At 66.6% G+C, this 19,209-nt stretch carries 29 protein-coding genes; all 29 read left to right on the forward strand.

Annotated elements, in window-relative coordinates:
- The first annotated feature begins 34 nt into the window (after positions 1–34).
- The gene (locus QAR72_RS08555; RefSeq protein ID WP_304616991.1) at positions 35–2,101 is read left to right on the forward strand and encodes a transposase domain-containing protein; all 2,067 of its coding nucleotides are present in this window, start codon (positions 35–37) and stop codon (positions 2,099–2,101) included.
- 56 nt (positions 2,102–2,157) lie between these two features.
- Positions 2,158–2,901, forward strand: a complete 744-nt coding sequence (locus QAR72_RS08560; RefSeq protein WP_304616950.1) for an AAA family ATPase — start codon at positions 2,158–2,160, stop codon at positions 2,899–2,901.
- Complete coding sequence (locus tag QAR72_RS08565; protein WP_304616951.1) at positions 2,898–3,482, forward strand: hypothetical protein; 585 nt, start codon at positions 2,898–2,900, stop codon at positions 3,480–3,482. The genes QAR72_RS08560 and QAR72_RS08565 overlap by 4 nt, the downstream gene beginning before the upstream one ends.
- Complete coding sequence (locus QAR72_RS08570; RefSeq protein WP_304616952.1) at positions 3,479–3,850, forward strand: hypothetical protein; 372 nt, start codon at positions 3,479–3,481, stop codon at positions 3,848–3,850. Before QAR72_RS08565 ends, QAR72_RS08570 begins: the two co-directional genes overlap by 4 nt.
- Entirely contained in the window at positions 3,843–4,097 is a 255-nt protein-coding gene (locus QAR72_RS08575) for a hypothetical protein (protein ID WP_304616953.1), read from the forward strand. Before QAR72_RS08570 ends, QAR72_RS08575 begins: the two co-directional genes overlap by 8 nt.
- Positions 4,087–4,554, forward strand: a complete 468-nt coding sequence (locus QAR72_RS08580) for a helix-turn-helix domain-containing protein (protein ID WP_304616954.1) — start codon at positions 4,087–4,089, stop codon at positions 4,552–4,554. Before QAR72_RS08575 ends, QAR72_RS08580 begins: the two co-directional genes overlap by 11 nt.
- Positions 4,551–5,201 carry a DUF3164 family protein gene (locus QAR72_RS08585; protein ID WP_304616955.1) on the forward strand — a complete coding sequence of 217 codons (651 nt, stop codon included), beginning with the start codon at positions 4,551–4,553 and terminating at the stop codon, positions 5,199–5,201. Before QAR72_RS08580 ends, QAR72_RS08585 begins: the two co-directional genes overlap by 4 nt.
- A gap of 1 nt (position 5,202) precedes the next feature.
- Positions 5,203–5,424, forward strand: a complete 222-nt coding sequence (locus QAR72_RS08590; RefSeq protein WP_304616956.1) for a hypothetical protein — start codon at positions 5,203–5,205, stop codon at positions 5,422–5,424.
- A complete protein-coding gene (locus tag QAR72_RS08595; RefSeq protein WP_304616957.1) occupies positions 5,421–5,894 on the forward strand; it encodes a regulatory protein GemA in 474 nt (157 codons plus the stop codon). Before QAR72_RS08590 ends, QAR72_RS08595 begins: the two co-directional genes overlap by 4 nt.
- On the forward strand, positions 5,894–6,319 hold the full coding sequence (locus tag QAR72_RS08600; protein WP_304616958.1) for a hypothetical protein: 426 nt from the start codon (positions 5,894–5,896) through the stop codon (positions 6,317–6,319). Before QAR72_RS08595 ends, QAR72_RS08600 begins: the two co-directional genes overlap by 1 nt.
- A gap of 94 nt (positions 6,320–6,413) precedes the next feature.
- Positions 6,414–7,277: an N-acetylmuramoyl-L-alanine amidase gene (locus QAR72_RS08605; RefSeq protein ID WP_304616959.1), complete on the forward strand. Its 864-nt coding sequence runs from the start codon at positions 6,414–6,416 to the stop codon at positions 7,275–7,277.
- 9 nt (positions 7,278–7,286) lie between these two features.
- Complete coding sequence (locus QAR72_RS08610) at positions 7,287–7,598, forward strand: hypothetical protein (protein WP_304616960.1); 312 nt, start codon at positions 7,287–7,289, stop codon at positions 7,596–7,598.
- An 11-nt stretch (positions 7,599–7,609) separates the two neighbouring features.
- The gene (locus QAR72_RS08615) at positions 7,610–7,960 is read left to right on the forward strand and encodes a DUF2730 family protein (RefSeq protein WP_304616961.1); all 351 of its coding nucleotides are present in this window, start codon (positions 7,610–7,612) and stop codon (positions 7,958–7,960) included.
- Entirely contained in the window at positions 7,960–8,256 is a 297-nt protein-coding gene (locus tag QAR72_RS08620) for a VpaChn25_0724 family phage protein (RefSeq protein ID WP_304616962.1), read from the forward strand. The genes QAR72_RS08615 and QAR72_RS08620 overlap by 1 nt, the downstream gene beginning before the upstream one ends.
- Before the next feature lies 1 nt (position 8,257).
- On the forward strand, positions 8,258–8,797 hold the full coding sequence (locus QAR72_RS08625) for a phage protein Gp27 family protein (protein WP_304616963.1): 540 nt from the start codon (positions 8,258–8,260) through the stop codon (positions 8,795–8,797).
- Positions 8,797–8,994 carry a hypothetical protein gene (locus QAR72_RS08630; protein WP_304616964.1) on the forward strand — a complete coding sequence of 66 codons (198 nt, stop codon included), beginning with the start codon at positions 8,797–8,799 and terminating at the stop codon, positions 8,992–8,994. The genes QAR72_RS08625 and QAR72_RS08630 overlap by 1 nt, the downstream gene beginning before the upstream one ends.
- Positions 8,991–10,406: a terminase large subunit domain-containing protein gene (locus tag QAR72_RS08635; RefSeq protein ID WP_304616965.1), complete on the forward strand. Its 1,416-nt coding sequence runs from the start codon at positions 8,991–8,993 to the stop codon at positions 10,404–10,406. The genes QAR72_RS08630 and QAR72_RS08635 overlap by 4 nt, the downstream gene beginning before the upstream one ends.
- On the forward strand, positions 10,406–11,980 hold the full coding sequence (locus QAR72_RS08640; protein ID WP_304616966.1) for a DUF935 domain-containing protein: 1,575 nt from the start codon (positions 10,406–10,408) through the stop codon (positions 11,978–11,980). Before QAR72_RS08635 ends, QAR72_RS08640 begins: the two co-directional genes overlap by 1 nt.
- 2 nt (positions 11,981–11,982) lie before the next feature.
- Positions 11,983–13,305, forward strand: coding sequence for a phage head morphogenesis protein (locus tag QAR72_RS08645; protein WP_304616967.1), 1,323 nt, complete (start codon positions 11,983–11,985; stop codon positions 13,303–13,305).
- Positions 13,280–13,462, forward strand: coding sequence for a hypothetical protein (locus QAR72_RS08650; protein WP_304616968.1), 183 nt, complete (start codon positions 13,280–13,282; stop codon positions 13,460–13,462). Before QAR72_RS08645 ends, QAR72_RS08650 begins: the two co-directional genes overlap by 26 nt.
- Positions 13,463–13,639: 177 nt before the next feature.
- On the forward strand, positions 13,640–14,650 hold the full coding sequence (locus QAR72_RS08655) for a phage protease (RefSeq protein ID WP_304616969.1): 1,011 nt from the start codon (positions 13,640–13,642) through the stop codon (positions 14,648–14,650).
- A gap of 3 nt (positions 14,651–14,653) precedes the next feature.
- On the forward strand, positions 14,654–15,055 hold the full coding sequence (locus QAR72_RS08660; RefSeq protein WP_304616970.1) for a hypothetical protein: 402 nt from the start codon (positions 14,654–14,656) through the stop codon (positions 15,053–15,055).
- Between the two features lie 14 nt (positions 15,056–15,069).
- Positions 15,070–15,969: a Mu-like prophage major head subunit gpT family protein gene (locus QAR72_RS08665; protein WP_304616971.1), complete on the forward strand. Its 900-nt coding sequence runs from the start codon at positions 15,070–15,072 to the stop codon at positions 15,967–15,969.
- Positions 15,970–16,032: 63 nt separating this feature from the next.
- Positions 16,033–16,485: a hypothetical protein gene (locus QAR72_RS08670; RefSeq protein ID WP_304616972.1), complete on the forward strand. Its 453-nt coding sequence runs from the start codon at positions 16,033–16,035 to the stop codon at positions 16,483–16,485.
- A gap of 3 nt (positions 16,486–16,488) precedes the next feature.
- Positions 16,489–16,914 carry a gp436 family protein gene (locus QAR72_RS08675; RefSeq protein WP_304616973.1) on the forward strand — a complete coding sequence of 142 codons (426 nt, stop codon included), beginning with the start codon at positions 16,489–16,491 and terminating at the stop codon, positions 16,912–16,914.
- Position 16,915: 1 nt separating this feature from the next.
- Positions 16,916–17,425 (forward strand): phage virion morphogenesis protein, encoded by a 510-nt coding sequence (locus QAR72_RS08680; RefSeq protein WP_304616974.1) that lies wholly within the window; start codon positions 16,916–16,918, stop codon positions 17,423–17,425.
- On the forward strand, positions 17,425–17,871 hold the full coding sequence (locus QAR72_RS08685; RefSeq protein ID WP_304616975.1) for a phage tail terminator protein: 447 nt from the start codon (positions 17,425–17,427) through the stop codon (positions 17,869–17,871). The genes QAR72_RS08680 and QAR72_RS08685 overlap by 1 nt, the downstream gene beginning before the upstream one ends.
- 11 nt (positions 17,872–17,882) lie before the next feature.
- Complete coding sequence (locus QAR72_RS08690; protein ID WP_304616976.1) at positions 17,883–18,812, forward strand: phage tail tube protein; 930 nt, start codon at positions 17,883–17,885, stop codon at positions 18,810–18,812.
- A gap of 20 nt (positions 18,813–18,832) precedes the next feature.
- Complete coding sequence (locus QAR72_RS08695; protein ID WP_304616977.1) at positions 18,833–19,180, forward strand: hypothetical protein; 348 nt, start codon at positions 18,833–18,835, stop codon at positions 19,178–19,180.
- The last annotated feature ends 29 nt before the right edge of the window (positions 19,181–19,209 follow it).

Here is a 19,209-nt window from a genome sequence, read left to right on the forward strand (position 1 = left end):
ATGGTGGACGGCCAGCGAGCTGGCGGCGTCCGGCCTGCCTGATCTGCCAGAGACACGCCAAGGTGTCGAACTGCACATCAAGCGCCTGGACTGGCGGGCGCATCCGCAATTCGCGCGCCGTCGTGCCGGTCGCGGCGGGGGGTGGGAGTATCACTGGAAGCTGCTGCCCTCGCGTGCGCAGGCGGCGTTGCTGCGCAATGCAGCAGCCCCTGAGACAGAGACGGTCCCGGCGCGCATGGAGCGCGGCGATGCCTGGGCGTGGTTCGATGCCCTTCCTGAGCCCGTGAAGGCAGAGGCGCGCGGCAGGCTGCGCGTGATCCAGCTGGTCGAGGGCATGCAGGACGCGCTTGGCAAGTATCTGGCGGTCGAAACCATCGCGCGCGCCGAGGGCAAGGCCCCGCGCACCTTGTGGAACTGGCTGGAGATGATCGAGGGTGTCGAAGAGGCCGACAGGCTGCCCTATCTGGCCCCTCGCCATCGTGCCGTGAAGCCCCGCCGCGAGCGCGCCCGGTGCAGCCGCGAATTCATCGAATGGCTGAAGGCTGATTATCTTCGCCTGGCCGGTCCAAGCTTTAACAGCAGCTACGAGCGGGCCGTCAAGCTGGCCACGGCAGGCGGGCTTGATGTCCTGACGCTGCGCACGGCGCGCCGCTGGATGGACGAGAATGTCCCGCGCGTGACGCAGATCTTTGCTCGCGAGGGCGAGAAAGGGCTGGCGCGCTGCTTCCCGCCGCAGATCCGGGACCGGTCGCAGCTTGAGGCGCTCGAGGCCGTGAACGCCGACTGCCACAAGATCGACGTTTTCGTGCAATGGCCCGGTATCGAGAAGCCGGTGCGTCCGCAGATCGTCGCGTTTCAGGATCTCTATTCGGGCAAGATGCTGGCATGGCGGGTTGATCTGGACCCGAACAAGGTGGCTGTCATGTCCGCCCTGGGCGAATTGGTCGAGGCCTACGGGATCCCGCGGCACTGCCTTTTCGACAACGGCCGGGAATTCGCCAACAAGTGGCTGACCGGCGGCGCGCCGACCCGGTTCCGCTTCAAGGTCCGCGAGGACGACCCGCTTGGCGTGCTGCCGATGCTGGGGATCAAGGTCCACTGGGCAACGCCGGGCCATGGTCAGGCCAAGCCCATCGAGCGTGGCTTTCGGGACTTTGCGGACCGGATCGCCAAGGATCCCCGCTTCGCCGGGGCCTATGTCGGCAACCGGCCTGATGCCAAGCCCGAGGATTACGGCAGCCGCGCCATCCCGCTCAACGAGTTTCTGGCCGTCCTTGAGGAGGGCGTCCGCGATCACAATGCGCGCAAGGGGCGACTGTCCGATACGGCGCGCGGACGCAGCTTCGACGAGACCTTCGCCGAAAGCTATGCGCGCGCCCCGATCCGAAAGGCCACCCCCGAGCAGCATCGCCTGTGGCTGATGGGGCAGGAAGTCCGCAAGCTGCACCGCAATCATGGCGGATTGATGCTGTTCAAGAACGGCTACTGGTCGGACTGGATGAACGAGCATGCAGGGCGCCGCATCGTGGCCCGGTTCGATCCTGAGAACCTGCATGCCGGGGTCTTCATCTATACGCCCGAGGGCGAGTTCCTCGGCCAGGCCGAATGCCGCGAGAAGGTGGGCTTCTTCGATATGGTCGGAGCGAAGCTGCATCAGCGTCAGCAGCGCCTTCGCCGCAAGGCCGAGAAGCAGCTGCTGGACGCCATGCGTCCGGTCGGTGTCCATCAACTGGCCGATGCGCTGAACGCGATCGAGCCTGCGGAGACGCCGCTGATCGAGGCCAAGGTCGTGGAGCTGGCGCCGGTTCGGCGGGCGAAACCGGTCTTCGAGCGCGAAATGCCGGTCCCCGAAGTGGACGACGCGCTCGAGGAGCGGCGCGCAGGCATCCTGCTGAGCTTTCCGCCCGTCGAGGAGCCTGTGGTCCCTTCCGAGACGCCTGCGGACCGGTTCCGCCGCGCGATCGACATTCTCGGGCGCGCGGAGGCCGGACTGCCTGTCGGCAGCGCCGAGGCCGAGTGGGTCACGATCTACCAGAACACCCCGGAGTTCACGCGGCAGCGGATGCTGTTCGAGGATTTCGGGGATGAAGGGCTCGCCTGAGCCGAAAAACGCCGCGGGCGTGCAGACCCGCGGCGCAGAGACAACGTGAGGCAACGATGACAGAAGAACGCACTCTCTACAATACCGTGGCGCCGCTGAGGAATGTCGGCGCCCTGGTCGAGCTGATCGACCGCGTCCAGAAGCGGGGCTTCGGCCTGCCCGGCATGGCCACCTTCTACGGCCCCTCCGGTTATGGAAAGACCACGGCAGCCGTCTATGCGGCGAACCGCTATCGCGCCTACACCGTGCAGGTGAAGTCGGCCTGGACGGCAAAGAAGCTGTGCAGCGCCATCCTTCAGGATCTGGGCATTCCGGCCGCGCGCACCATCGCCGACATGATCGACGACATCTCGGGCGAGATTGCCAAGTCGGGACGGCCGCTGATCATCGACGAGGCCGACCAGCTGGTCAGCCGCAACATGATCGAGATCGTACGCGACATCTATGAAAGCTCGGGCGCGACGGTGATCCTGATCGGCGAGGAGCTGCTGCCCCAGAAGCTGCAGAAGTGGGAGCGCGTCCATGGCCGGATGCTGGATTGGGTTCCCGCGCAGCCGGGCGATATCGGCGATGTCCGGCATCTGGCGCGGATCTACTGCGCGGGCATCACGCTGGATGACGACCTGCAAGCCTATCTGCTGAAGGAGTCGAACGCCTCGATCCGGCGCATCTGCATCAACCTGGACCGGGTGCGCGAGTTCGCCCTGACGAATTCCCTGACCTCGGTCACCCGCAGCCAATGGGGCAAGGCGGGCTTCTTCACCGGCCATGCCCCGGCACCCCGGAGGATTTCGGCATGACGGGCATTCGCAAGGCAGGCCGCCGCCCGGCAGACGCGCCCACGCCGGGTCGTCAGGAGATCTGGCAGGCGATCCGCGACCGCGCCGATCAGGTGTTTACGCTGGACGATCTTGTGAAGGCCACCGGCGCCCATCGCAAGACCACGGCCGATTACCTGCGCTGCCTCGTGCCGGGCGGCATCGTCCAGGTCGAGGGCGAGGATGGCTTCAGGCTGATCGACGACCGGGGCTTTCATGCGCCGCGCCTGAACCGGGCAGGCAAGCCGGTCACGCAGGGTGCGGGCGTCGAGAACCTCTGGCGGTCAATGCGCGGGCTTGCCGAATTCAGCCCGCGCGATCTGGCGGCGCATTCGTCCACCGTCGATGTCGAGGTCACGGAATGGACGGCCAAGTCCTATTGCCAGATGCTGCTGAAGACCGGGTTCCTGCGCGTGGTGCAGAAGGCCGAACCCAGCAAGGGACGCCAGGCCGTCTATCGGCTGATCCGAAACTCCGGGCCGCTGCCGCCGCAGGTGCAGCGTGTGAAGCATGTCTTCGACCCGAACACGCGTCAGGTTCATGTCCCCGGAGGCAGCCAATGAGCGGGCCGATCGAGAAGGCCAGCAAGGCCTGGGGCGCGGATATGCCGGACTGGGTCATGGGCCTTGCCCGCGCCTGCGCGGACAGCAGCCAGAGCAAGGTGGCCAGCCGCATGAACCGCTCTGCATCGCTGGTCTCGGCCGTGCTGGCCAACACCTACAAGGGCAGCCTAGAGGCCGTCGAGGAAGTCTATCGCGGCGTCTTTGAACTGGCCGTGGTCGAGTGCCCGGCCCTGGGAACGCTGCCCACGAACGAATGCCGGGACTGGCAGGCCAAGGCGGGCCGGTTCGTCAACGTCAACTCGCAGCGTGTGCGCATGTACCGCGCCTGCCACGCCTGCCCCCGTTTCAGGACCAAAGCCGATGCATGACGCCGTCACCGCAACCGATCCCGATACCGCCGCCGTCAAGGACATGGCGCATTTTATCCTCGCCTTCATCGAAGGGCATTCGGTGGGCTATCTCGCGGCGATCCATGCCGCGACCATCGTGATGACGTCGATGGCGATGGAGGATCCCGAGCCGATCAAGACGCTCGAGGATCTGCTGGCCGATATCCGCGGCGAAGCCCATGCCATGATCCAGTTGATCACCGAGCGGCGGGTGCATGATGCATAGGGCCGTTCTCACCCGCTCGACCGCCCGCACGATCATGGGGGCGGTGGCGGCGTTCCACGGTCTTCATGTCAGCGATCTGTCCGGGTTGCGCCGGGAGCGCCCTGCCGCCTGGGCGCGTCAGGAGGCCTGCTGGGCGCTGAGGCTTCGCACCGAACTGTCCTCGGCCTCGATCGGTCGCATGGTCAACCGCGACCACACGACCGTCCTGACGGCGATCACGAGTGTCGAGCGCCGCCGCTCCCTGGACCCGGAATATCGCCAGCGGACGGACGCGCTGCTTGGTCACGTCGATCAGATGACCGGCAAGGGATTGGCCGGTGCCGATCCGGCGGAACCGCTGGCGCCGATCCTGCGGGAATTGGCCGGGCTGCACGCCCGGCTCTCCGAAACCCTGTCCGCCGTCGAGGCGGCACAAGCCGACCTTTCCCTCATCCACCATCAAGGAGTTCCGAAATGACCGCCTTCACCCCCCATCCCATTCCTGACGGCATCGTCGAGGCCGGTGGCAAGCGCTACATGCCCGATGCCAAGGGTGCGCTGGTCCCGGTCGAGCTGATCAAACCGCAGGTCCAGCTCGAGGACGAGACGGTCCGCCGCATCATGGGTTTTGCGCTGGCGCTGAGCGATCAGATCAGCCGCTTCAAGGGCCATACCGTCTCGGACCTGGGCGAGTTCGACGCCTTGCTGGCGCAGGAATACGACCTGCGCAAGGGCGGTCCCAAGGGCAATCGCAGCTACAAGACCCATGACGGCCTGTTCGAGGTCGAGGTTCGCGTTCAGGACCAGATCGAGTTCGGCCCCGAGCTGCAGATTGCCAAGACCCTGGTGGACGAATGCCTGAACGAATGGGCCGAGGATGCCCGGGCCGAGATCCGCGCCATCGTCACGCGCGCCTTCAACACCGACAAGGAAGGACAGATCAATCGGTCGGAGATCTTCATGCTGCTGCGGCTGGACATCACCGACGAGCGCTGGCGGCGTGCCATGCGGGCGATCCGCGATGCGATGCGCGTGACCGGGTCGAAGTCTTATATCCGGTTCTGGATGCGCGAGGCGCATGATCAGCCGCGCCGGGCCATCACCATCGATCTGGCGAGTGCCTGAGATGGTATCCGGTCTGTTCGTCCTGGCCATCACGCTGTCGGCCCTGTCCGCCGGTGCCTGGTTCGCGCTTGGCATCGGCATGGACTGGGATGATCGGCGCACGCCGCTTGGAAGCGGCCTCGTGCTGCCGGCCATTGGCAGCGTTCTGACGGCACTGGGTCTGACGGTGCTGCAGATCACGGCATGGTCGGTCTGGGGCATCATGCAGTCGGGTGCCTCATGAGCGCGGCCCTGACCCTCAAGCGCATGATCCATGTCGGCTGCAAGCAGCTCGGCCTGGACAACGACACCCGTCGCGACCTTCAACTGGTCGCGACGGGCAAGGCCAGCATGAAGGACATGACCGAGGCCGATCTGCGCAGCGTGGTTGAAGCCCTGCGCCAGCGCGGCTTCAAGCCCTGTGGAAGCCCCTATTTCACCAGCGTCAAAGGCGCGGGGAAGCCATCCGGGCACGGGGTTGCGCCACGCGCGGACCTTCGGTTCATCCACGTCATGTGGCGGCTTCTGGGCGAGGCCGGGGCGTTGAAACGTCCGGGCCGCGAGGGCCTCAACGCCTTTCTGCGCGCCCGCTTCGAGAGCAAGTGGGAGGCCGTGCCGATCGACATCGACGCGCTGCGCGATGCCAGCCAGATCAACGACGTGACCCGTGCGCTGAAGGGTATGTGCCGCCGGGCCGGGATCGAGATCAGCTGATGACCAATCACCGCCCTGTTGATGCCTGGATCGACGAAATGGAGGCCGAGCTTGGCCCCGGGGCGGTTCTGCGGCTGCTGGCCAATGCCGGCGGCCAGAGACGCAACATCCCCCATCGCGCCCAGGGCGCGAAGCTGTCGGCCGAGGTGGGCGCGGATGTGGTGCAATGGCTTGCAAACCGCTTCGCCGGTACCGCGCTCGATATCCCCAGCATGCGGGCGCGGGAACAGCAGAGCCGCGCCAGCGAACTGCGCGCAGCCATCCTCGAGGCCGGATTGACCCATCCGACCCGCTCGGCCAATGTGATCGCGGCCGAGTTCGGCGTCACCGCCGCGTGGGTCCACAAGCTGCGCACCCAGATGCGGCAGGAAATGGACGCCGAGGGGCAGCTTTGGCTTCCGTTCTTCGGCGACGACGCGCGCTGATCCTCTGGACTGCATCCCCCGGCCACTCCTTGACATCGCATGGCACCACCGGACCTGACGGGGCCATTTTCCGGCTCCCTGACGGAGATCGGACATGCGTGTCAAAAATCACCGCGTCGAGGGCATTCCCTATCGCGCAGCCAGATCCATCGGCGGGCAGATCACCCCTGAAATCGTCATCCTGCATGACACCGCTGGCCGCCTGACGCCGGGCAACAGCGCGGCCTATCTGCGCGACAACCCCGCGGGCGTGAGTGTCCATTTCGTGATCGAGCGCGACGGCGCCATCGAACAGCAGGTGCCGACGAACCGGCGCGCCGGGCATGCCGGCCAGTCGATGTTCCACGGTCGGCGTGACTGCAATGCCTTCTCGGTCGGGATCGAGATCATCAATCCGGGCCGCATGACCTGGGCGAACCGGGATGCACGGATCGCCCGCGCCTGGTTCGGCCAGACCTTCGGAGACACTCTAGGCGGCGGCGTCGATCTGGCAGAGATCACCACGCCGCAGCACGGCACCGGCGTCTGGATGGCCTATACCGAGGCGCAGCTGGATGCGCTGGATCGGCTTCTCGCCGCCTTGTTCGCAGGCGTCCCGACCCTGAAGGACATCACCACGCATTGGTATGTCTCGCCAGGGCGGAAGGTGGACACCAATCCGCTTTTCCCGCTTGAGCATTTGCGTGCTCGCATTCTGGGCCGGGACGATCCCGCCGAGCGTGCGGCCGAGGCGCAGTCCGAGCCAGTGCCGACGGCGACCATGCTGCGCATCAAGGCCCAGTCTGGCCTGAACATGCGCCGCTGGCCCAGCTTCAACCCGAATGTCATCCGCGCGATCCCGCAGGGCACCGTCGTGCCCGTCATTCGGTCGGGGGTCATTGACGGCCGCGCCTGGTCCCTTGTCCTTTTCGACGGCCAGGAAGGCTGGATCGTCGATGCCTATACCCAGCTTGCATGAGGTGATGCCGTGAAACTGCCCCTGTCCATCCTTGCCACCGGAACGAACAAGGCGCTGCCGGCCCTGCCTGCATGGCGCGCCGCATCGTTCTGGGCGCAGCTTCTGCTGGTGCTGTCGGTTCTGGCCAACGCAATGGGGGTCGACCTGTTCGCCGCCCTTGGAGAAATGGGCCTCGGGCGGACGCCTGACGAGGTGATCGCGACCGGCGAACGTGCCGTCAGTGCCGTCCAGCAGCTGCTGCCCATCGCGTTCGGCTTATGGTCGTGGATCGAGCGCCGGGCGCCCCGCTACCAGCTGAAGTTCTGGGGCGGCGAGCGGTAATGGAAGCGCAGGTGCTGAACATCTCTCCGCTGATCGTGTGGGTGGTCGCGCTGTCGCAGCTGCTCACCTTCGGGCTGACGGTCTGGAACCTTCTGGCATCAGGCAGCCGGGCCAATGCCCGCACCCTGGAGGCGCATGGCGAGACGCTGCACGGGCTGGATGCACGGCTGAGCGCGGTCGAAATGTCGATGAAGGGGATGCCCGGCAAGGACGAGATGCATCAGCTGTCGATCTCGCTGGCAGACCTGCGTGGCGACATCCGCGCGATGGGCGCTTCTGTGGACGGGCAGCGCCAGATCCTGACGCGATTGGAAAGCGTGGTCTCACGGCAGGAGGACCATCTGATGAGGAGCAAGAGCTGATGAGCTATGCAGAGGATGTCAGCCGCCACCGTCGTCTGGCGGTGCTTCGTCATCTGGCGGAGGTGCCGGAATACGTCTCGAACGCGTCGATCCTACAGGATGTGCTGGCCCGGCTGGGGCTGCCGCTGTCCTTCGATGCGCTGGTGACCGAGTTGAGCTGGCTGCGCGAGCAGGGCTTTGTGGAATGCGACCCCGGCGCGGCCTTCATCGTCGTGACCGGGACGCGGCGTGGCGTCGATCTGGCGCGCGGATTGTCCAGCCATCCGGGCGTTCAGCGCCCGCGCCCGAGGATCTGACATGCCCCCGCCCCGCAAGGTCGACCAATTGCCGCCGGAGATCCGGGCCTGGCTGCAGGACACGCTGCGCGAGCGTGGCTTTGCCGATTATGTCGCTGTCACCGAAGAGCTGAACGACAAGCTGGCCGAGGCCGGCAAGGTTGTCACCTTCCACCACGCCACCGTCCATCGGTTCAGCCAGGAATACCGGGCCTTCGTGAAGACGCAGGAGACCGCCAGCGCCTGGGCGCAGGAATGGATGACCGAGAACGGCCTCGAAGAGGAGGCCAAGCGTCACAATGTGCTGTTCCAGATGGTCACCGCGCTCGCCTTCAAGGCCATGGAGGCCAAGATGGAGAAGGACGGCGACGAGATCGATCCGAAGGAACTGCATTTCATCGGGCGGATGCTCAAGGACATCATGGCCTCCGCAGGCATCCGGCAATCCATGCTGGCGGCCGAGCGCAAGATGCAGGCCGAGAAGCTGGAGGCGGCGGTCGAGGCGGGCGACATCGATGCGGAGGCAGCCGCCAAGGCGCGGCGCATCATGGGGTTTGCCTGATGACCTCGTCCCGCGAGATCATCAATGACATGCGCGCCCAGGCGGCGGCGCTGGACGGGCGCCATGTCTCGGGTTCGATGATGGACGGCGTCTGCCGGAGCCTGCGGCGCGGCGCGGACGAGATCGAGCGCCTGCTTGATGATCTGGTCTGGCTGCGTGGCTATGCCGAGATCCCGCAGGAGGAAGATGCCGCATGAGCACGCCTTTTCAGCCTGTCGTCAATTTCCTGCCCTATCAACGGCGCTGGATCGAGGATGACAGCCGCTTCAAGATCGGCATGTTCAGTCGGCAGACCGGGAAGACCTTCACGACGGGCGGGGAATGCGCGGATGACTGCTTTCGGGGCTGGATCGAGGACCGCCGCACGCGTTGGGTGATCCTGTCGCGTGGCGAACGGCAGGCCGCCGAGATGATGACCGAGGTCATCAAGCCGTTCACCAAGGCGCTTTACGAGGTCTACAACACCCTCTTGAAGGGCGGCGAGCCCGCGTTCAGCGAAGGCGAATTCCGCGCTCCGCAAGAGAGCGGACCGGACGCGGTCTACAAGGCACTTGAGGTCGCATTCCCGAACGGCAGCCGCATCACGGCGCTGCCCGCGAACCCCGACACAGCCCGGGGCTTCAGCGCGAATGTGATCCTGGACGAGTTTGCCTTCCATGCGAAATCCCGAGACATCTGGGCCGCACTGTTCCCGGTCATCTCGAAGGGCCGCCAGAAGCTGCGCGTCATCTCGACGCCGAATGGCAAGGGCAACAAGTTCTACGAGCTGATGACGGCCCAGGACAGCGTCTGGTCGCGCCATGTCGTCGACATCTACCAGGCCGTGGCCGAAGGGCTCGATCGAGATGTGGACATGCTGCGTCGCGGGATGGCGGACGAGGATGCCTGGGCGCAGGAATACGAGCTGAAATGGCTGGACGAAGCCTCGGCCTGGCTCGACTACGACCTGATCTCCAGCTGCGAGGGCAAATCGGCCGGCATCCCCGATCTCTACATGGGCGGCATGTGCTTCGTCGGCGTCGATATCGCCGCGCGCAACGACCTGTTCGTGATCTGGGTGCTGGAACTGGTCGGCGACGTCCTGGTCACGCGCGAGATCATCGCGCGGCGCCGCATCAGTTTCGCGGAGCAGGATGATCTGCTGGCAGGGGTCATGCGCCGGTATCGCGTCGTGCGCGTGGCCATGGACCAGACCGGCATGGGCGAGAAGCCCGTCGAGGATGCCAAGCGCCGGCATGGCGAGGACCGTGTCCAGGGCGTGCTCTTTTCGGCCGCGACCAAGCTCGATCTGGCCACGACCATGAAAGAGCGCTTCCAGGATCGCCGTGTGAGGATACCCGCCGGGGACGCCGTGCTGCGCGCCGACCTGCATTCGATCAAGAGCCAGGTGGGCGTCACGGGCATCCGGCGTCTGGTGGCGGATGGCGACAGCGACGGGCATGCCGACCGCTTCTGGGCCGGCGCGCTTGCCATCAGCGCAGCCGAGCTGGGCGAGGCGGTCTATGAGTATGAGGGGGTGCCGGGCGCGCGATCGCGTTGGGCGCCTGCGGATGACGACGACGAGACGGTCGATGGCGGCCGCTCGGGCAGTGGCAGAGGAACATGGTGATGCCCGTTCTGGATCAATTCGGACGCCCGGTGCAGCGCGTCCCAGACAATACCCTTCTGGAACGCCAGGCGGTCCCTGCGCTTGGCTCGGTGCGCCAGATCCAGTCCGGCCACCCCGCCGATGGCCTGACACCGCTTCGTCTCGCCGCGATCCTGCGCGAGGCCGAGACAGGCGATGCGACGGCCTATCTCGAACTGGCCGAGCAGATGGAGGAGAAGGATCTGCATTACTCGGCGGTGCTGGGCGTTCGCAAGCGCGCGATCCGGGCGCTGGATCTGCATGTCGAACCGGGGGATGACAGCGCCGCTGCGGGCGAGTTGGCGGAGATGACGCGCAACGTCCTGCATTCCAGCGGCGTCCGGACGTCGCTGATCGACATGATGGACGCGATCGGCAAGGGCTATTCGGTCTGCGAGATCGTCTGGGAGCGCAATGGCCGCGAGCTGACAATCGCCGATATCGACTGGGTCGATCCGCGCTGGTTCGAGTTCGACCGGGACAATGGCCGTCACCTCTATCTGCGCGACAATGCCGGGCCGCAGCCGCTGCGAACGGACAGCTATGTCATCCACATGGCGAAAGCCAAATCCGGCCTGCCCATCCGAGGCGGTCTGGCGCGGCTGGCGGCATGGGCGTTCATGTTCAAGAACTTCACCGTGAAGGACTGGGCGATCTTCTGCGAGGCCTATGGGCATCCCCTGCGGCTTGGCAAATACGACAGCTCGGCCACGCCCGCCGACCGCCAGACCCTCCTGCGTGCGGTCCGGCAGATCGGGGTGGACATGGCCGCGATCGTGCCAAAATCCATGGAGGTCGAGATCGTCAATGGCTCGGCGACGGGTGCGGAGGCCCTTTATGAGGGCAAGGGCCGCTGGTGGGATGAGCAGCTTTCGAAGGGTGTCCTCGGCCAGGTTGCGACCACGGATGCCATTGCCGGGGGGCATGCGGTCGGCAAGATCCATGAGAATGTCCGCGACGACATCCGGGATGCCGATGCCGAGCAGCTGGCGGCAACGCTCCAGCGGGATATTGCCGGAGCGCTCCGCAGGGTCGCCTTCCCTTCGGGGGCCAATGTCGCGCTGCCCAATATCCGCTTCGCTCTGCCCGAGGCGCTGGATCCCGATCTGCTTCTGCGTCTGATCGAGCGCCGCCCACCGGGACTGCGCATCGCGACGGCCGATGTCTATCGGGCATTCAGCCTGCGCAAGCCGGAAGAGGACGAAGAGGTGCTGGCAGAACCCGCGGCGTCTGCGCCGGAGACCCCTCCGGCCAAGGTTTCGCCAGGCGGTGAAGCAACCCGGATCGCGGCCTCGGCAGTGACCGGGCGCGCTCCGGTCGACAGCATCGACGATCTTGTCGGTCGGCTGATCGCCGAGGGGGACATGCAGATGACGGCCGATGGCGAATTCGGGGCGCTGATCGAGGCGCTGCGCCGGGCCACGACGATGGAGGAGGTGCAGGACATTCTGGGCGCCTTCGTGGGGGCGGCGCCGGGTCCGCTCCGGGATCTGCTGTCGCGCAGCACCTTGGCTTCACGGCTGGCCGGGGAAGTCGGCGCGGCGATCAGGGATTGACCATGACACGGATCACGCTGGAACCGCTGCCCCATCGCGAGGCGATCGAATACCTGCGTTCGAAAGGCTTTGCCCATGAGCTGCAGCGGTTCCACCATCTCGACCATTTCCGCGAAGAGCACGCCCGGAACTGGGTGGTCGCCAAGGCCATGCGCGAGGACGTCACCCGCGCGATCCGCGCCGAGGTCGAACGCGCCTTGACCGAGGGACGCACCCTTCAGCAGTTCCAGGAGGATCTGGCGCCGCGCCTGATTGCCATGGGCTGGTGGGGCAAGGATCTGATGGAAGATCCGGTGACCGGCGAGACTGTCGAGGTGCAGCTCGGCTCCATGAACCGGCTGCGCACCATTTTCGACACGAATATGCGGACCGCCCATGCGGCGGGTCACTGGGCGGCGATCTGGCGCACGCGCCGCGCCTTCCCCTTCCTGCATTACATCCAGATCGACCGGCCGACCAAGCGCCATGATCACGAGCGGTTCCACGACAAGATCTGGCCGGTCGAGGATCCGATCTGGCAGCGCATCTATCCGCCCAACGGCTATTTCTGCGGCTGCACCGTGATCCAGCGCACAGCGGGCTGGATGGAGAGGCAGGGCCGGACAGTCGATCCTGCCCCCGACCTGGACGAGGTCGCCTGGACCAACTCGCGCTCGGGCGAGGTCTATCAGATCCCCAGGGGCGTCACGCCTGGCTTCGATACGAACCCCGGGGCGGTCTGGCTGGACGGCCGCGAGGCATGGGCGCGAGTGGCTTCGGACCTGGAGCCTGAACGCCGCGCCGCCGAATATGGTCTGATCGAGGGGCTGCGCCTGCGCCGACTGTCCGAGCAGCGCGAGACGCTGATCGTCGCGGATGGCGCGTCCAGGCCCGTCAGCATGCTGACCGCCGCGCCGGATCGCCCCGACCGCATCACGCTTGACGATCTGATGATCCCTGCCGAAGCGGCATTTCTGCATTCCCACCTGAGCGCGACCACGCTTTCGGTCCAGGATATCGAGACCCTCTTTCTGCATGACGGCGCCTCGATCACGGCGATCTCTCCGGACGGGTCCATCTGGCGCGCGCTTCGCGGCACCGAAACGCCCCGCCGCGCCGCGGGCGAGTTCATTGCCCGTGCGATGGGGCAATACCACCAGCAGCTCGCGGCGCTCGAACCGGAAGAGGGGCGGGCCGTCTACCAACACGCCCTGATGCTGTGGCTTGAGCGAAAAGGCGTCATCACCTATCTTCATGAGGCATCAGAGCGGAACCGGCAGATCTTCGACCGGAATGCCGACCTGATCAGGAGCCTGAGCGATGATCGCCTTCTACCCGACGCCTGACCTGTTCGACCTGGATGGCTGGAAGCGCCACCTCGAATGGTTGCGCACCGAAGCCGAGCCGATCGTCGCCCGCGCCAATGCCATCGAGCGCGCTGAACAGATGATCGCGCTGCTCGAAAATCGACGCCCCGCAGAACGGCCCTCAGAGGCGGTCTAGAGCCTCGGGGGCTATCGTCCCCCGTCCAAGGCCGAGAAGGGCCTTTTTGAACGCGCTCCGGGCGATTTGAACGCGGTCTCGGCGCGAAGGTCCGAGCGCCGGGGCGGGTCCGGGCGCCACCCCCCTGAAAACTGCATCCCCCGGCCTCTTTCGCCCTGGTCATGGCAATGCCGGATCATGACCAACCTGATCCGCAATATGTGCGCCCTCGCGGCGCTGTCCGCCGAGCCCCCGGCCGAGATCGAACTGCTGCCGGTCGGAGCATTCCGGCTTGGTGACAGCCGGTCGCGGCTGTCACTGGTGACGGACGATGCTGCCGGACTGATCGCGCGCAGCCTTGCCTCGGCTGCCGGTGGCGTCCTGCCCATCGACTTCGATCATCGAAGCTTCGCCAAGCAGGGCGAGCAGGACAGCCGCGCTGCCGGCTGGATCACCGCCCTGCGTGTCGAAGGCGACCGGATCATGGCATCGGTCGAATGGACCGCCGAAGGCGCCGCCGCGATCCAGGGTCGCAGCTATCGCTTCCTGTCCCCGGTCTTCAAGAACACGCCCGATGGTCGGGTCGTGCTGATCGAGGGCGCCGGGCTGGTCAACGCCCCGGCGCTTCCGCAACTTCGTCAACTTGCCTCCAAGGAACATGACATGGACCCGATCGAGCAGATCGCGGGCGTGCTCGGCATCGCCGCCGACAAGCCCGAAGACATCGTGGCGCGCGTGACCGCGCTCGCCACGGCAGAGACCCAGCTGGCCTCCATCGTGGCGGCCGCCGGGGTGACCGGCGATGACGTCGCGACCCAGATCTGCGGCAAGCTGACCGCGTCGCAGCCCGATCCGGCCCGGTTCGTGCCGTTGTCCGCCTTCACCGAGGTGCAGACGCAGCTGGCCTCGCTGCAATCGGACATGGCCAGCCGCAAGGCCGAGGCAGCGCTGGAGCGCGCCCGCGATGCGGGCAAGCTGACGCCCGGCATGGAGGAATGGGCCACGCAACTCGCCTCCAAGGATCTGGCTCAGTTCGAGGCCTGGGAAGCTGCCGCGCCTGTCGTGGTCGCGCTCGGTCAGCGCCAGCTGGCCGGTCGGACCCCGCCTGTCGCGAAGCCCGAAAAGCTGACGCCCATCGAGCGCCAGATGGCCTCGGCCCTCGGCGTCTCCGAGGAAGCCTTCCTCGCCACCCGCAACCAGGAGGCCTGATCCATGGCACCTCTGACCAAGAACTCCGGCCGCACCCGCGTTGGCGACGGTCGCCGTTTCGTCGATCCGCTGGCGGCCGATGTCCGGATCTTCACCGGCGCGCTGGTCGCGCTGAACGCGCAGGGTCAGGCCCTGCCGGCCGCTCCGAATGCCGCCCGTATCCGCGGCGTCGCTCTGCACGAGGCCGACAATACGGATGGCATGGCAGGCGACGTCTCGGTCGAGATCGAGCGCGGCGCCTTCCTCTTCGCCAATTCCGGCACCGTCACCCGCGCGCATATCGGCGGCAACGTCGTCGTGGTCGATGACAACACGGTCGGTCCGCCGCCCGGCAGCGGCACCCCGCTGATCGCGGGCAAATGCCTGGACGTCACGCCTCACGGCGTCGTCGTCGAAATCCTCTGATCCGGAGCCACGAGATGGACATCAACCGCGCTTCCCTGCTGGCCCTGAACACGGCCTTCACCACCGCCTTCAACACCCGTCTGACCGGGGTTGAAACCACCTATGGCCGGATCGCGATGACGGTCAATTCGACCACGCGCAACCAGACCTATCCCAAGCTGTCCGAGCTGGGTCCGATGCGCGAATGGATCGGTGAGCGCTATATCGAGCGTCTGGAAAAGGACGGCTTCACGATCGCGAACCGCAAGTTCGAGAAGGCCGTGGCTGTCTCGATCGACGATATCAGCGATGATCAGATCGGCCTCTACACACCGATCATCCAGGACATGGCCCAGGTCGCGGCCGAGCTGCCCGACGATCTGGTCTGGGAGCGTCTGGAGCAGGGCTTCACGACCGAGCATTACGACGGCCAGATGTTCTTCGACACCGACCATCCTGTCGTGGGTGAGACCGGCAACGAGGTCTCGGTCTCGAACTTCCAGGGCGGAACCGGCGCGGCCTGGTACCTGATCGACGACAGCCGCGCGATCAAGCCGATGATCTTCCAGGATCGCGAGGCGGCCCGGATCACCTCGAAGACCAACCTGAACGACGACAATGTCTTCCATCAGGACGAGTTCATCTGGGGCGCCAAGCGCCGCTGTGCTGCGGGTTTCGGGGCTTGGCAGCTGATCTATGCCAGCCGCCAGCCGCTGACTGCCGCCAACTACGAGGCGGCCCGTGCCGCGATGGGCGCGATGCGCGGCCACAAGGGCCGCAAGCTGAACCTGCGTCCCCGCCTGCTGGTCGTGCCCTCGACCCTGGAGGGCGCCGGCCGCGAGATCCTGATGGCCGAGCGCAACGCCGCCGGTGCCACCAACGTCTGGCGCAACTCGGCTGACCTGCATGTCGAGAGCCGCCTGACCCTGATCTGAGCCGGTCATCTTCCCGTGGGGGCGCGACCCGCGCCCCCATTGATGAGCTGACAGGAGGCCCAAATGGCACGTAAGCCCGCTAAACCGACCACTGCCGCGCCCGAAGGCGATGAGGCCACGCCCGTCGCCAACGCCAATCCCGCGCCCGATCAGGGCGGGGTGAGCGCGATCGGCCAGCCCGTGCCGGATGCGGCCGGCGACCAGGATGACAGGGGAACCAGCACGGCCGGCGCAAGCCCCGATGCCCCCGACACCGCCGGGCCGCCCGTTGCGCCCGGCGGGGCGGGCGATGGTGCCGATGATGGCATCGTCGCCCCGGCCCACTCGATCAGCGGTGATGATGAGGACGCGCCTGCCTATCTGGTCATTTGCCATCGTGACGGGGGGCGCCGCCGTGGCGGGCGCCGCTGGCCGCATGGCCAGACGTCGGTACGGGAGGGCGAGCTGACCGAATACGAGCTGGCGCAGCTCATGGGCGACCCGCAATTCACCATCGCTCCGTTCGAAAAGGGCTGAGCCATGTATGCCACGCTGGCGGAGCTGAAGGCGGTCATCCCGCTTCGTGATCTCGAACTCCTCACGGATTTCGAGCGCGATGGCGAACCCGCCGATGATCGCCTGATCTCCGCCCTGGCCGACGCGACGGCCGAGATCAACGGCTATATCGCGAAGGTGGCCACACTGCCCCTGATCGATCCCCCGCGGCACCTCTCGGTCATCTGCCGTGATCTGGCGATGCATCGCCTATACCGCAACCTCGGCCATGACATGGCCTCGCATGACAGGATGCGCCGGGATCACATCGAGACGCTGCGCGCGATCGCGCGCGGAGATCTGGCCATCGGCGGCGAACCTGGCGGGGGCGAGGTCATCACCTCGCCTGGCGCTGCCGTGACCGACGGTCCCGAGCGGCTATTCACCCGCGACCGGCTGCGGGGTTACTGACATGGCCGGGGTCTCCTACATGATCGCTCTGGAAGACGTGGCCGTCATCGACGCCTTTGACCGCGTGGCAACAGCCGGGGCCGACCTGTTTGGTCTGATGGACGCGATCGGGCGAGTGCTGGTCAATGGCGCCCGCGAGCGGATCGCCCAGACCAATGTCACGCCCGCCGGGGTGGCATGGCCGAAAAGCCTGCGCGCGACGATCGCTGGAGGCCCGACGCTGCGGGAGACGGGCCTGCTGCTCAATTCGATCACCGCCTCGCCGCAGGCGCGCCAGGTCACGGTCGGCAGCAACCTCATCTATGCCGGCGTCCACCAGGTGGGCGCCACGATCCGTCCGGTCAATGCCAAGGCGCTGTCCTTCGCCCTGGCCAATGGCGACAGCGTCACGGCCGGCGAAGTCACGATCCCCGCCCGTCCCTATCTGGGGATCTCGGATGACGAGGCCGCCGATATCGGCGACATCACAGCCGCCTTCTTCGACGGCCTTCTGAGCGGGAGGGGCGAGTGATGCAGCAGATCGACGTGTCGGCCCTCGCCGCCCATCTGGCCTTGGCCGTGCCTCAGCTGGTCGCGGTCGGTCACGCCCGCGATCTGGCAAGTGCTAGCCGCGAGACGATCCGCTTTCCGTCCGCCTGGATCGTGCTGCTGGCCGAGGATGCCTCGGAGATCCGCTACGCCTCCGATGATGCGGTCGAGCAGCAGGTTACGGGCCGCGTGGCCGTGATCCTGGCGGTGCGCGACATCGCGGACCGGGCAGGCGCGCGGGCGGGCGAAGACTTGAAGACCATGCGTTCGGCCGTGCTTCTGGCGCTCGGGCGCCATGTTCCGGCCGGCGCCGACCAGGCCTTCCGTTTCAGCCGAGGCCAGCTTCTGAGCGGCGTGGACAGCCGGGGCGGGCTGTTCTGGCAGGACGAATTCACCCTGCGCTTTGACCGGCGCATCCAGATCACCTGAAAGGAGACATCATGGCCCGCTACGCGCAGCGCCTGATCCGCGAGAAGATCGAAACCACCCCGGGCACGCCGGTCGCCACCGCTGCGACGGATGCCATCATGGCTCGAAACGTGACCCTCCGGAACCTCGAGGCCGAATACCAGGCCCGGGATTTCGCGGTCGGCATCGAAGGCGCCCAGGGCGAGGACGTCTACAATATCCATGCCGGCGCCGAGTACGACATCGAGGCTGCGCCGCCGGCCACCGCCGGGCAGCCGCCGCTCTACGGGCATCTGCTGCGCTCCAGCGGCTTCGCCCAGGCGATCGACGACGGCGATATCGTCTTTACGCCCTTGCCCGAGGGTCAGGTCATTCCCACGACGACGCTGCAGCTGCGCAACGGCGCCCTGATGCAGAACGTGGCCGGCTGCCGTGGCAGCGTGGCCTTCACCGCCGAGACGGGCCGCAAGCCGTTCTTTCGCTTCAACCGGCGCGGCCGCTACGCCGCCCCTGTCGCTTTCACGCCCGAGGCACATGACTTTTCCGGCTGGCCCCGCGCGCTGACCTGCACGCCCGAGAACATGTTCGCCCACACGCTTGGCGGCGTGACGCTGCCGGTCCGCAGCTTCAGCTGGAATGACGGGCGGCAGCCGCGCGTCGACACCTACATGAACCTGGAAGGCACCACGCTCGGGCCGCGCAACGTCACGGGGTCAATGACGGTCCGGTGGCCCGACCTTGCCGCCAAGGATCTGCTGGCCGCCATCCGCTCGGGCGTGACCGAGCCGCTTGTCTGGACCCTCGGCCGCGATGCCGGGACGGTGCTGACCATCAGCGCACCGCAGGTCCAGATCAAGTTCGCGGGCGAGCAGGACATCGAGGGCGATCTCGGCGTCACGCTGGACCTGGTCTTCCTGCCGACTGCGGCGGGCAATGACGACATCGAAATCCGCTTCTCGTAATCAGCCCGCCGGAGCCTGCCATGTTCACCTTCACCGACCGCTTCACCTTCGAATGGCCCGTGCGCGTCAAGCTGCCCGCCGCCGGCGAGGATCTGATCCAGGAGTTCACCGGCATCTTCGTGATGCCGGAGGACGAACTGGAGATCTTCGCCGACCAGCCCGCTGACGACATGGCGGGCGTCGTGACCTTCGCCCGCGAGCGGCTGGCGCGCTACTGGGTCGGCTGGAAGGGCATCGCGGTCGAGGCCGGGGGCGAGTTGCCCTTTACCGAGGCGAACCGCGACCGGCTGCTGCGCCAGCGCCCTATCCGGCTGGCCGTCGACAAGGCCCTGACCGAGGCCATTCTGGGGATCCGGGAAAAAAACTGATCCGCGCCGCCCGGGCCATCTGGGGCGGC

The organism is Paracoccus sp. (in: a-proteobacteria), assembly GCF_030604785.1.
Lineage (GTDB): Bacteria > Pseudomonadota > Alphaproteobacteria > Rhodobacterales > Rhodobacteraceae > Paracoccus.